General features: G+C 69.3%; 10 protein-coding genes. 4 read left to right on the top strand and 6 right to left on the bottom strand.

Translation table 11 applies throughout. The features are described 5' to 3' along the window. Positions 1-85 precede the first annotated feature (85 nt). On the top strand, positions 86-2,179 hold the full coding sequence (locus VFB40_RS20475) for an ArnT family glycosyltransferase (RefSeq protein WP_324853078.1): 2,094 nt from the start codon (positions 86-88) through the stop codon (positions 2,177-2,179). An 87-nt stretch (positions 2,180-2,266) separates the two neighbouring features. Continuing rightward, the gene (gene recD2, locus VFB40_RS20470; RefSeq protein WP_324853076.1) at positions 2,267-4,549 is read left to right on the top strand and encodes an SF1B family DNA helicase RecD2; all 2,283 of its coding nucleotides are present in this window, start codon (positions 2,267-2,269) and stop codon (positions 4,547-4,549) included. A 46-nt stretch (positions 4,550-4,595) separates the two neighbouring features. On the opposite strand, the gene VFB40_RS20465 is transcribed toward recD2, so the two are convergent. From VFB40_RS20465 to srmL, 6 genes are all read right to left on the bottom strand, one after another. After that, positions 4,596-5,357, bottom strand: coding sequence for a hypothetical protein (locus VFB40_RS20465; RefSeq protein WP_324853074.1), 762 nt, complete (start codon positions 5,355-5,357; stop codon positions 4,596-4,598). Between the two features lie 130 nt (positions 5,358-5,487). Then, positions 5,488-6,960 (bottom strand): sensor histidine kinase, encoded by a 1,473-nt coding sequence (locus tag VFB40_RS20460; RefSeq protein ID WP_324853072.1) that lies wholly within the window; start codon positions 6,958-6,960, stop codon positions 5,488-5,490. After that, the gene (locus VFB40_RS20455) at positions 6,957-7,727 is read right to left on the bottom strand and encodes a response regulator transcription factor (RefSeq protein WP_324853070.1); all 771 of its coding nucleotides are present in this window, start codon (positions 7,725-7,727) and stop codon (positions 6,957-6,959) included. Before VFB40_RS20455 ends, VFB40_RS20460 begins: the two co-directional genes overlap by 4 nt. Positions 7,728-8,018: 291 nt before the next feature. Continuing rightward, on the bottom strand, positions 8,019-8,714 hold the full coding sequence (locus tag VFB40_RS20450; RefSeq protein WP_324853068.1) for an ABC transporter ATP-binding protein: 696 nt from the start codon (positions 8,712-8,714) through the stop codon (positions 8,019-8,021). A 23-nt stretch (positions 8,715-8,737) separates the two neighbouring features. After that, on the bottom strand, positions 8,738-10,213 hold the full coding sequence (locus tag VFB40_RS20445; RefSeq protein ID WP_324853066.1) for an ABC transporter permease: 1,476 nt from the start codon (positions 10,211-10,213) through the stop codon (positions 8,738-8,740). A gap of 178 nt (positions 10,214-10,391) precedes the next feature. After that, positions 10,392-11,561 (bottom strand): PheS-related mystery ligase SrmL, encoded by a 1,170-nt coding sequence (srmL, locus tag VFB40_RS20440; RefSeq protein ID WP_324853064.1) that lies wholly within the window; start codon positions 11,559-11,561, stop codon positions 10,392-10,394. 333 nt (positions 11,562-11,894) lie between these two features. Between srmL and VFB40_RS20435 the strand changes: the two genes are divergently transcribed. Both VFB40_RS20435 and VFB40_RS20430 read left to right on the top strand, forming a co-directional pair. After that, positions 11,895-12,251, top strand: coding sequence for a YciI family protein (locus VFB40_RS20435; protein WP_324853061.1), 357 nt, complete (start codon positions 11,895-11,897; stop codon positions 12,249-12,251). Between the two features lie 76 nt (positions 12,252-12,327). Further along, positions 12,328-13,239 (top strand): RNA polymerase sigma factor (locus tag VFB40_RS20430; protein WP_324853059.1); only part of this gene is annotated, 912 nt, incomplete at its 3' end.

The raw sequence follows: 13,239 nt of genomic DNA, 5'->3' as shown, positions 1-13,239 counted from the left end.
CCGTCAATTCGATTTTGCGCGGTTCGAAACCGGATCCCACGCACGTCTCATGAACCGCTCATCGCGGTGATGCAGCGTGGACGCCATGACAGCGACTCTGGAGCACAGCGCGAACCTAGCGACGCAAGGCGCCCGGCCGCCCAAACGCTTCCCCTGGGAGCGAAGAGCCGTATTGATACTGCTCGCCGCGACCGCCGCGCTCTATCTGTGGAACCTTTCGGTGTCCGGGTGGGCGAATCCGTTCTACTCGGCGGCGGTCCAGGCGGGCACGAAGAGCTGGAAGGCGTTCTTCTTCGGCTCCTCGGACGCCTCGAACTTCATCACCGTCGACAAACCGCCTGCCTCGCTCTGGCTGATGGAGCTGTCCGCGCGGCTGTTCGGCGTGAACTCCTTCGCCATCCTGCTGCCGCAGGCGCTCGAAGGGGTCGCGGCGGTCGGCGTGCTGTACGCGGCGGTGCGGCGCACCTCGGGGCATGCGGCCGGGCTCATCGCAGGCGCGGTGCTGGCGGTCACCCCGGTCGCCGCGCTGATGTTCCGGTTCAACAACCCGGACGCGTTGCTCGTGCTGCTGATGACCCTCGGGGCGTACTGCGTCGTGCGCGCGGTCACGAGCGTCGAATCGGCGCGGGCGCAGACCCGCTGGCTCGCGCTGGCCGGCGCGTGCATCGGCTTCGCCTTCCTGACCAAGACGCTGCAGGCATTCCTGGTGCTGCCCGCGTTCGCGCTGGTGTACGTTGTCGCCGCGCCGACGACGCTGTGGCGGCGGATCAGGCAGATCGGCGTCGCGACGCTGGCGATGGTGGTGGCGGGCGGCTGGTGGGTCGCCGTCGTGGAGCTGATCCCGGCCGCCGACCGGCCGTACATCGGCGGGTCGCAGGACAACGACTTCCTCTCGCTCACCTTCGGCTACAACGGCTTCGGCCGGATCACCGGCGACGAGACCGGCTCGGTCGGCGGGGGCGGCGGCTGGGGCGCGACCGGCTGGACCAGGATGTTCGGCTCGGAGGTCGGCTCGCAGATCGCCTGGCTGCTGCCGACGGCGCTGGTGCTGCTCGGGTTCGGGCTCTGGGCGACCCGGCGCGCGCGGCGGACGGACCCGGAACGCGCGGCGCTGCTGCTGTGGGGCGGCTGGCTGGTGCTGACCGGCGCGGTGTTCTCCTACATGGCAGGGATCTTCCATCCGTACTACACGGTCGCGCTCGCCCCGGCGATCGGCGCGGTGGTCGGCATCGGCGCGATGATCCTCTGGCGGCGCCGGGCGAACGACAAGGCGGCCGTGGCGCTCGGAGCCGCGATCGCGGTCGGCGCGGTGTGGTCGTATGTCCTGCTGAACCGGACGCCTGAATACGTGCCCTGGCTGCGTTACGTCGTGCTGATCGGCGGCCTCGCAGCGGCCGGCGTCATCGCGCTGGCCGCCCGGACGCCGAAGACGGTCGTGCGTTGGGCAGGCGCAGCCGGACTGGTAGCGCTGCTGCTCGGGCCGACCGCGTACACGCTGGACACCGTCAACACGGCGCACACCGGAGCGATCCCGAGCGCCGGTCCTGCGGTGGCTGGCGGGTTCGGCGGACCGGGCGGTGGTGGCGGCCGGGGCGGCTTCGGCGGTCCAGGTGGCGGCAACTTCGGCGGTCCCGGCACCGGTCAAACCCAGGGCTCCCCGTTCGCCCAGGGCGGCACCTCCCAAGGCGGCACCTCCCAGGGCTTCGGCGGCTTCCGCGGCATGGGTGGTCCCGGCGGTAGCGCTACCGGCGGCGGCGCTGCCGGCGGCGGGTTGGGCGGAATCGGCGGCCTGCTGAACGGCTCGACCGTCAGCTCCGCACTGACCCAGCTGCTCCAGGCGAATTCCGGCAAGTACACCTGGATCGCCGCGACCGTCGGCTCCAACAACGCCGCGAGCTACCAGCTGGCCAGCGGCGATCCGGTGATGGCCATCGGCGGGTTCAACGGCACCGACCCGACGCCGACGCTGGCCCAGTTCGAGCAGTACGTGAAGGAAGGAAAGATCCACTACTACATCTCCGGCTCGACCGGCGGCTCGAGCTCCAGCGCCGCCGAGATCGCGAACTGGGTCAGGTCGAACTTCACCGCGCAGACGGTGGGCGGCGTGACCGTGTACGACCTGACCTCCGCGACGAGCAGCAGCACCGCCGCAGGCTCCTCCTCCGCCGGCACCACCTGATCAGCGCTCGACGCGCTGTCCACAGCCCCGGCCCGGAACCCGCATGTTCCGGGCCGGCCTGTCGTATCCGCCCGATAAGCTGCGGTCATGGCGGCGACTAAGGATGCGGAGGCTGAGGGCGAGAGCCCGAACTTCCATCTCGCCGTGCTCGAAGGCGTACTTGAGCGCATCACCTACGCCAACGAGGAGACCGGTTACACGGTCGCCCGCGTGGACACCGGGCGCGGCTCCGCCGACCTGCTGACCGTCGTCGGCGCGTTGCTCGGTGCCCAGCCCGGCGAGTCGCTGCGGATGCGCGGCCGCTGGGGCTCGCATGCGCAGTACGGCCGGCAGTTTCACGTCGAGAACTACACGACGGTCCTGCCCGCGACGATCCAGGGCATCCAGCGCTACCTCGGCTCCGGGCTCATCAAAGGCATCGGGCCGAAGCTCGCGGAACGCATCGTCGAACACTTCGGTACCGACACTCTCACGATCATCGAGACCGACCCGCAGCGCCTGGTCGAGGTGCCGACACTCGGCCCGAAGCGCACGAAGCTGATCGCGGACGCGTGGGTCGAGCAGAAGGCCATCAAGGAAGTGATGGTCTTCCTCCAGTCCGTCGGCGTGACCACGTCCATCGCGGTACGCATCTACAAGGAGTACGGCGACACGGCGATCGACGTTGTCAAATCAGAGCCCTACAAGCTGGCATCGGACGTATGGGGCATCGGGTTCAAGACCGCGGACGCCATCGCGAAGGCCGTCGGCATCCCGCACGACTCGCCGGAGCGGGTGAAGGCAGGTCTCCAATACACCCTCTCTCAGGGCTCCGACGCCGGAAACTGCTTCCTGCCGCGCGAGAAACTGATCGAGGCCGCCGTCAAAATCCTCACCGTGGACGCAGCGCTCTGCGAATCCTGCCTCGAGGAGCTGATCGCGGCGGAGGGCGCCGTGCGCGAGACGCTGCCGGGGGAGTGGTCCGACACCGAGGCGATCTACCTCGTGCCCTTCCACCGCGCCGAGGTGTCACTCGCGGCACAACTGCTGCGCCTGAAGAACGCCGAGGAGGACAAGCTCGCGCAGTTCCGGCAGGTCGACTGGGACAAAGCCCTGAGCTGGCTGCGCACCCGCACCGGCAACGACCTCGCCCCCGAACAAGAACAGGCCGTCCGCCTCGCGCTCACCAGCAGACTCGCCGTCCTCACCGGCGGTCCCGGCTGCGGCAAGTCGTTCACCGTCCGCTCCATCGTGGAACTCGCCCGTGCCAAGCGGGCCAAGGTCGTGCTCGCCGCACCGACCGGCCGCGCCGCCAAACGGCTGGCCGAGCTGACCGGTGCCGAGGCCGCGACCGTGCACCGGCTGCTCGAACTCAAGCCCGGCGGCGACGCGGCCTACGACAAGGACCGCCCGCTCGAAGCAGACCTCGTCGTCGTCGACGAAGCGTCCATGCTCGACGTCCTGCTCGCCAACAAACTCGCCAAGGCGATCGCGCCCGGCACCCACCTGCTGCTGGTCGGCGACGTCGACCAGCTGCCGAGTGTCGGGGCCGGCGAGGTGCTGCGGGACCTGCTCGACGCCGAGCCGATCCCGCGCGTCCGGCTCACCCAGGTGTTCCGGCAGGCGCAGCAGTCCGGCGTGGTCGTCAACGCACACCGCATCAACGCAGGTAAGCCGCTGCTGCTGCGCGAGTTCCCGGACTTCCACCTGTTCGCCGAGGACGACTCCGAGAAGGCCGCGGACCTGGTCGTCGACCTCGCGGTCACCCGGGTCCCGCGCCGCTTCGGCCTCGACCCGCGCCGCGACGTGCAGGTACTAGCCCCCATGCACCGCGGACCCGCCGGCGCCGGCAACCTCAACGTGCTGCTCCAGCAGGCTCTCACCCCGCACCGCGACGGCGCACCAGAACGCCGCTTCGGCGGCCGGGTCTTCCGCGTCGGCGACAAGGTCACCCAGATCCGCAACAACTACGACAAGGGCGCGAACGGCGTCTTCAACGGCACCGGCGGCATCGTCACCGCCATCGAGCACGACGACCAGAAGCTCACGGTCCGCACGGACGAGGACGAGCTGATCCCGTACGACTTCGCAGAGCTCGACGAACTCCAGCACGCCTACGCGGTCACCGTGCACCGTTCACAGGGCTCTGAGTACCCCGCGGTGGTCATCCCCGTAACGACCAGCGCGTGGACGATGCTCCAGCGCAACCTGCTCTACACGGCGGTCACCCGCGCCAAGAAGCTGGTGGTCCTGATCGGCTCGGAACGGGCCCTCGCCCAGGCCATCCGCACCGCCGGCTCCGGCCGCCGGCACACCGCGCTGGACCTGCGCCTGGAAGGAACGCTGAAGCCGACGGCAGGACGCGAAGCTTCGTCCGAGGTAAGAACCTGAAACGCAGACTATGCGGCGCGGAATCAGCGCTGCAGAGTTGGACGAGTCAGGCCACTGCGGCCGGAAAAACATCTCTCGGCCAATTCCCCAGCCAGAACGCGATGCGCGACGGCTGCTCGATGCCGAGCGTCGAGCCGTCATGCGGCACGAGTTCTGTAGGCGCGACATAGCCCTCTCCCGGCCCGAACCGGATGCGCACGCACCGCAGGTTTCCGCCCTTGCGCACGAAGTCGCGAACATGCCCGGTACGGGGGAATGGTGCGTCGATTGGGTACGCCGCGTGCAGATCTCGCACGTCCAGGGTCGCGAGTAACACGTACCGATCGCCCGGCCCGAGGTTGACTGCGAGACGCCGTCGGCTGTGGTGACGCTCCGGCAGCGGCAGCTTGTCCCAGTTGTCGAGGTGAATCCCGGTACGCCGATTCACACTCTGATCGACTGTCGTAGTACGTTGCCCCGCCAGGCTGTCGGTGTGACCGAGGAAGATACTCGGGTGCCGGCCCTCGAAGGGATCAAGCAGGCTGGACTGACTCCCGGTAGCGAGATCGAACTCGACACTGAGCTCCCGGACCCGGGCCAGCTCTTCCGGCTCGAACGGCAGCCGAACCACCTCGTGCACCGCACTATCCGGCGTGTCTGCATCGGGTCGCAGCGCCGCGACATCCGCGGCAGTGAGCGGTTCCCAATCGTCCTCAGGCAGCAGGACGAGCGGGTCATAACCCGGCTCGTTCTCGGCAAGCCGCGCCGACGCGATCTCACAGCGTCCCTTCGCGTTCAAAGCGTCGACGAACGCGATGCGCGTGCTCATGGGTCCGTCCAAAGATCACCGGGGCGCGTTGCTGGCTCGTCGCGCCATGGTCTCACGCGTGAGCTGGGTTCTTGATTTCAGCCACACCGGCTGATGGTCGACGTCTCGCGGTGCGGCGCAGTCGGGCGTTCTACGCTGCGCCCGGATCGCCGGGGAGCCAGAGCCGGGCCACGGTGCCGCCGCCGGGTGCGGGCTGGAGGCTGACCTTGCCGCCGGACTCTTCGGCCACCTGCGAGACGATGGCGAGGCCGAGGCCGGAGCCGGGCAGGGAGCGGGCGCTGTCGGAGCGCCAGAACCGCTCGAAGACGTGGGGCAGGTCGGAGGGGTCGATGCCAGGGCCCTGATCGACGACGACGTACTCGCCGCCCTTGAGCCGGACCATCACCGTGCCGCCGGCCGGGGAGAACTTGACCGCGTTGTCCAGCAGGTTGACCACCGCGCGGTCCAGGGCCGTCGGGTCGCCTTGGACGTACCAGGGTTCGACCTCGATGTCGAAGTACAGGCCGGGGCCGCGCAGTCTCGCCCGCTCGATCGCGCGTCCGACGCTTTCGTGCAGCGCGACGCGCATCGTGCGCCGCGCGCTGCCCTCTTGGCCGCGGGAGAGTTCGAGCAGGTCGGTCACCAGGCCGCTGAGTTCGTGGAGCTGCTGGTCGACGCTCGCCAGCATCGTCTCGCGGCGTCCGGGCGGCAGTTCTCGGCCGGTGCGTTCGCTGCGGAGTAAGAGGTCGACGTTGGTGCGCAGCGAGGTGAGCGGCGTGCGCAGTTCGTGGCCTGCGTCGGCGATCAGCTGGTGCTGGCGGACGCGCGAGGTGGCCAGCGCCTTGGTCATCTTGTTGAACGCCGCGCTGAGCCGGTTGATCTCGTCCCTTCCCTCGACCGGCAGTTTGATCGACAGGTCCTCGGTCTTGGCCACGTGCTCGACCGCGCGGGTGAGCCTGCGCACCGGTTTGACCGCGGACCGCGCGACGATGAGTCCTGCGATGGTCGCCAGCGCGACTCCGCCGACCGCGGCGGCCGCAAGCCAGAGGGTGAGTTTGCTGAGAGAGGAGTCGACGACGCTCAGCGAGCCGATGCTCGAGAGCGCGATGTTGTCGCCGACGTAGATTGTGTAGACCCTGACATGCTCGCCGGTGGTCGAGTAGGTGTCGTAAGAGACTCCCTGACCCGGCAGGGCTTCCACCATTCCGGCGGCCACGGCCTTCTGCGTGTCTGACACGGCGACCTGGAGCTGGCTGTTGGTGGCGCAGTGCTGCCCGTCCGCACTGACGAACTCCTGGTTGAACGGGGCGCCGGAACCCGGGCCCGGGCCGGAGTCCGGGCCGGAACCCGGGCCCTGATCCGCGCTGCCCGGGAACCGCATGAAGCCGACGCTGCACAACTGGGCCAGCTTCTCCGCCGTGGTGCCGGTCAAGTTGTGGGCGTTCGGTTCACGCAGCCGGGTGAGGGTCTGGTTGAGCTGGTTGTTCAGCTGGTCGGAGACGAGGAAGTAGGAGGCCAGGGCGGCGACGATGATGGCCACCGAAACCGCGACGGCGGAGAGCAGGGCGAAGCGGCCGCGCAGCGAGAGGCCCCGGAAGAAGCCGCGCGCGTGCCGGTGGGTCACGGGGTGCCGCCCGGAGCTCCGGAACTGTTGACGGCGGCAGTGGTGCTGCTGTCAGCGCGCAGCACGTAACCCACACCGCGGACGGTGTGCAGCAGCCGCGATTCGCCGCCGGACTCGGTCTTGCGGCGCAGGTACATGACGTACACGTCGAGAGAGTTGGACGTCGGACCGAAGTCGAAGCCCCAGATCGTCGAGAGCAGCTGATCGCGGGCCAGCACCTGGCGGGGATGCCGCAGGAACATCTCCAGCAGGTTGAATTCGGTGCGCGTCAGCTCGATGCTGCGCTCGCCGCGCGTGACCTCACGCGTCAGCACGTCCATACGCAGGTCCGCGTACGTGAGCACCTCCTCGTCAGCGATTGCCGGCTGCGACGCCTCGGCCAGCAACGCGCCGCGGCGAAGTAACGCACGCAGCCGTGCGTACAGCTCGTCGAGGTCGAAGGGCTTGGCGAGATAGTCGTCCGCACCGACGTCCAGTCCGGTAACCCGGTCGCCGACAGTGTCACGAGCGGTCAGCAGGAGCACGGGCAGAGCGGCGTTGAACGAGCGGAGCCGGCGCAGGACGGTTAGCCCGTCCATCCGCGGCATCATCACGTCCAGCACGATTGCGTCTGGAACCTGTTTGGCGATCGCCTCGAGTGCGCCGAGCCCGTCGGCGGCCATGGTGACCTCGTAACCCTCGAATTCCAGGCCCGCACGCAGCGCCTCGCGCACCGCGGGTTCGTCGTCCACGACCAGGATCCGGCTGTTCGGCTCGTTCGTGGACATGTCTGCTCCAGGGGTTCGTTCGGGTGGGTAGGTAGGCGCTTTCCATGGACTTGCGAATTTGGCGCGGCGCCCGCGTCGTTGGACCCACCCTCGCAATCTCTCATGAGAAAGCTGTGAGAGAAGGATGTGACGTGGACAAATACCTGGCGGTGGGGGGGAGGGCGGAAGGTGGGGGAGGGAGTTGGGGGCGGGGAGGGCGACGGGGTGGGTGAGGGTGGATGTGCGGCGGCCGGGACGGGTCGTGGGGACCCGTCCCGGCCGCTATGGTCGGAAGGTGACGGTGGCCGCCGATCAGGAGGTGACGGCGGACGGCGCCTCGCGCTTGATGGTCAGCTTGCCGTTCTTGATCTGGGCCAACCGGGGGACTCGGTTCGCGATTGCCGAGTCGTGGGTGACCATGATCACGGTCAGGTTGCGCTCCCGCCAGAGCTTCTCCAGCAACCCGAAGATCTCGTCGCGGGTGTCCTCGTCCAGGTTCCCGGTGGGCTCGTCGGCCATGATCACCTTGGGTTCCTTGACCAGCGCGCGGGCGATGGCGACGCGTTGCTGCTGGCCGCCGGACAGCTCGCCTTGCAGGTGGCCGACCCGATCGCCCAGGCCCACCTCGGCCAGGGCGCGGGCCGCGCGCTCCTTGCGTTCGGCCGCTGAGATCTTCAGCGGGACCAGCGCTGTCTCGACGTTCTCTTGGGCGGTGAGGGTCGGGATGAGGTTGAAGGACTGGAAGATGTAGCCGAAGTTCTGCGAGCGCAGCTTCGTCAGCTGCATCTCGTTGAGCTTGGCCATGTCGCGGCCGTCGAAGAGCAGGCTGCCGGACGTGGGGCGGTCCAGTCCGCCGAGCAGTTGGAGCAGGGTGGACTTGCCGTGGCCGGTGGGTCCTTGGATGGCGAGCATGTCGCCGTCCGGGATCAGGACATTTACGCCGTTGAGGGCGTTGATGGTCTCCTTGCCGCGCTTGTACTGCTTGGTCAGGTCGCTGATTTCATACATCGGGGCCTCTTTCGCGGGTGGGGTCAGGCGACCTTGCGCAGGGCGTCGGCCGGCCGCAGCGAGGAGGCGCGCCAGCCGCCGAAGCCGCCGGCGATCAGGCCGCCGAGCACGGCCAGGGCCACCGCGAGCAGCAGCACGTTGAACGCCACCGGCGCGGACAGGTGCACGGTCACGGACTGCGACGCGGCTTGACGGAAGCCGCCGCCACCGCCCGCGCCGCCCGGTCCGCCGTTCGGCAGGCCGTTGCCGGTCGGGCTGGTGATGCCGCCGGTGGACGCGGTGAGGCTCGGCGCCACCTTGTCGATCGCGAATGCCGCCGCGAAGCCGAGGCCGATGCCGAGCGCGCCGCCGATCAGGCCGGTGACGATCGCCTCGCCCATCACCTGGCGCACCACCCGGCGCGAGGTCCAGCCCAGCGCCTTGAGCGTGCCGAACTCGCGCACCCGCCGGCCTACCGCAGACATGGTGAACAGCGCGGCCACCGCGAACGCAGCGATCAGCACCGCGATCGAGAGCCACCGGCCCAGGTTGTTCGCGAGGGAGGCGGCCGAGGAGATCGAGCCGGTGACCGACTTGGCCAGGTCGGCCGAGGTGGTCACGGTCGCGGTGGAGTCCACCTTCTTGATCGCGGCGGCGACCGCGTCGATCTGCGTCGAGTTCCCGGCCTTCACGTAGATCGTGGTCACCGCTCCGGTCTGGCTGGCGAGGGTCTGCGCGATGCCGAGCGGGATGTACGCGTTGCTCGACGTCGAGCCGGAGACCAGGCCGACGATCTTGAAGCTCTTGCCGCCGAGGGTGATCGTGCCGCCGAGCTTGAGGCTCTTGGACGAGGCGTACGACTGGGTGAGCACCGCGACGTACGACTTGGCGTCCGCGGCGGTGAGCATCCGGCCGGAGGCGAGCGTGAGCGTGGAGGTCGGACCCACCGTCAGGTTCGAGGTGTCCACGCCGGTGACCGAGGTGGAGTTGAAGTTGCCGCCGCCTGCGGCCGGTCCGCCGAACGCCGGTCCGCCGTTCGAGCCGCTGCCCCCGCGTTCGGCGTTCCCGCCGGAGTTAGTGCCCGGCTGCTGGGTGACCTGCTGGGTAACCGTGGTGCTGATGTTGAAGTCGTTGAGCGCCAGCGAGCCGACCGCCGTGGACACCCCGGACACGTTCTTGATCTTGGCGAGCGTGGCCGAGGTGATCGCGGTGGTGCCGGGGGAGAGGGTGAGGTTGTCCGAGGTCGTGGTCGACGACTTGGTGCCGGTCGTCGAGCCGGCGTCGGGGCCGCGGAAGCTGAACGAGCGCTGGCCGTTGTTCGCGGCGGCGGCGCTGGTCACGGTCATGTCGGTGCCGACGCCGTAGAGCGAGTGCAGCACGGTCTTCTGCGCCGCGTTGACGCCGGCCGAGGCGGCAGTCACCGTGATCGTCAGGCCGATGCCCAGGGCCAGGCCGAGCGCGATCACGAACGCCTGCCGCCCTCGTCTGCGCAGCTCCCTGGTCAGGTAGGTGAAGAACATCAAGCGTCCTTGGGGCTCGGTGGGTCGAAGTGATGGTCGCGACGACTCTCCGGCCTCCCCTTGACCAGGGGATGAGGCGAGCATGAGAACGGAGTGAGTGATGGGATCGTTATCTTTCCTGGTCAGCGGCCGATAGCCGGCAGGTTGGATTAACGGTCCCGGGGGTGACGGTTCCGGATTACCAGCCGCGCCGCGTCGGCGAGCCGGCGGCTTGCGGCTTCGCGGCCCACTGATGAACCGTGCCGCGATGTACGGCCGCGTATACCCGGTCGCGCAGCACGTTCGCGTCGTGGTCGGTCAGCGTGCGCTCCAGATCCCGCAGCACGACGCGGACCAGCACGTTGTCCTGGTCCTCGCGCGCACCCAATCGGTCGCGGGCGGCCGCGGGCAGCGCGGCCAGCGGCGTGCGCGAGAGGATCTGCACCGACTCGACCTTCGCGGCGTCCGGGCCGAGGGCGTCGCGGATCCGGTCGCCCAGATCCTCGGCGGTGTCGCCTCCGTCCACGGCGACGGAAAGGTCGCGGCGGATCGGCGGCATCGCGGAGACGGCACGGTACGGCTCAAGGTCGAGCATCTGTCCGGCGATCCGCGGATCGGTCGCGCGCAGCAGCCGGATGTCCGGCACGCCCTTCACCAGCATCAACAGCCTGTCGAGTCCGGGGCCGAGGGCGAGACCGGAGTACGAGCCGTCGAGTCCGGCGCGGGCGAGGACGTCGGGATGCGCGAGACCTCCCTCGCCAACCTCGATCCACTCGCCGTCGACGAGCACATCCGCCTGCTGGCCGTTGAGCGTGTAAGGGTGCACGCGCGATTCGAGGCGATGCTCGGCTCCGGGGAGAAGCGCCTGGAGGATCAGCTCGATCATCTCGCGCAGATCGGCGTCGCCGAGGCGCGGCGTCTGACGGCTAATGCGCCAGAGGTCCACCTGGTGCGGTGTGCCCGTGTGCAGCCGGTCGATCGAATCGCGTCGGTAGACGATGCCAGGGCAGACGAGAAGTACGTCGTCGGCGGGGCTGGCGGTTAACGCGCGCAACGCCGCCGGGACGAGGGCGCTTGAGTGGCTACGCAGCATTCGATGTTCGTCGACGTAGCGCGTATACCGGGCATCGCGCGTTACGTCGCTCGGGTCGTAGCCAAGGGCGTCGTAGTTGTCGGTGATCGGCACGATGCGGTCACCGCGACACCAGCGAACCTCGCAGCCCCACGCATCGGCGAGGGCGCGTACCGCACGGTCAAGCACAAGCTGAATGGCGTGCGGACCCTCAGCCGGGTCGGACAGGTCACGGATCGTCAGGTCGCGCGCGAGCTGGTCGCCGGAGAGCGAGGACTGCGAAAGCAAGGGGTTCACGAAGGGACTTCCTGTCGGGTTGGGGGGACGGTCGGGGAAACCCCTGGTCCGTCGGGCCTAACCCGGTGGAAGTCGCTAGCGGCCTGAAGCGGCCGAGACGTGGCGAAGCGCGACCCCTGCGGTTCCCGGACGGGACCAGGGGCCGGTAAATCGGTACGTCACGACTACCGAAGCCACGTGTCCAGCATACGGGATCGGACGGGCGCGGGGGCGGCCGAAAAAATCTTGAAGCCGATGTCGAAGTGCGGCCCGTCCCGATCGACGCCTAGATGGAAAGGGCGCGAGGCGCCCCGAACCCGACTCGTGAGCGAACCGGAAACGGAAGGAACCACCATGCGTTACATGTCCCTGATCAAGATCGACCCTGCCGGCGTGCCCGAGGGCGGCCCCAGCGAAGAGCTGATGACCGAGATGGGCAAGCTGATCGAGGAGATGACCAAGGCCGGCGTGCTGCTGGACACCGCGGGCCTGGCGCCGCTTGAGGAGTCGACCCGGGTGCAGCTTTCCGGCGGGAAGCTGACCGTGATCGACGGGCCGTTCACCGAGGCCAAGGAGTTCGTCGGCGGCTACGCGCTGACGCAGTGCCGGTCGAAGGAGGAGGCGATCGAGTGGGGGAAGCGGTTCCTGGCCATTCACGGCGACCAGTGGGAGATCGCGCTGGAGATCCGCGAGGTGCAGGAGGCGGCGTAGCCTCGGCGCTGGCCCGTCCGCGCATGCGGCCGCCCGGAGTTTTGCGCGGGCGTCGCCGCGGCGGTGAGATGGGGGCGTGAACCAAACCGACGAGCGGGCCAGGCGTGCGGTCGAAGCCGTGTGGCGCATCGAGGCGCCGCGGCTGATCGCGGGGCTGGCCCGCATCGTCGGCGACCTCGCGCTGGCCGAGGATCTGGCCCAGGACGCGCTGGTCGCGGCACTTGAGCAGTGGCCCGGCGAGGGCGTGCCGCGCAATCCCGGCGCCTGGCTGATGACCATCGGCAAGCGCCGAGCCGTCGACCTGATCCGCCGCGACCAGACGTACGCGCGCAAGCTCGAACTGATCGGCGCGGACCTCGACGCCGACGAGCCGGAGCCAGACGCGATCGAGGACGACCTGCTCCGCCTCGTGTTCACCGCCTGCCATCCGGTGCTCGCCCCGCAGGCGCGCGTCGCACTGACGCTGCGCCTGCTCGGCGGCCTGAGCACGGCGGACATCGGCCGGGCGTACCTCGTTCCCGAGCCGACGATCGCGCAGCGCATCGTCCGCGCCAAACGCCTGCTCGCGCAGAAGCAGGTGCCGTTCGAGGTCCCCGCCGGCGCGCAGCTGGCCGAGCGGCTGGCTTCGGTGCTCGAGGTCGTCTACCTCATCTTCAACGAGGGCTATTCCGCTACGGCCGGAGACGACTGGATGCGCCCGGCATTGTGCGAGGAAGCGCTGCGGTTGGCCCGGGTCCTGTCCGGCCTCATGCCGGCCGAGCCGGAAGTACACGGCCTGACCGCGCTGCTGGAGATCCAGGCCTCGCGCGTCGCGGCCCGAACCGGAGCGAAGGGCGGCGTGGTGCTGCTGGCCGACCAGGACCGCGGCCGGTGGAATCAACTGCTGATCCGGCGCGGGTTCTCGGCGCTCGCCAAGGCCGACGCCGTGGCGAAGGCGCGGCGCCAGGCCCCCGGACCGTACGCGCTGCAGGCCGCGATCGCCGCCTCG

Source organism: Actinocrinis sp. (assembly GCF_035650855.1).
Lineage (GTDB): Bacteria > Actinomycetota > Actinomycetes > Streptomycetales > Catenulisporaceae > Actinocrinis.
The sequence above is the reverse complement of the archived record's forward strand: the minus strand, read 5'-3'. Positions and strand labels throughout refer to the sequence as shown.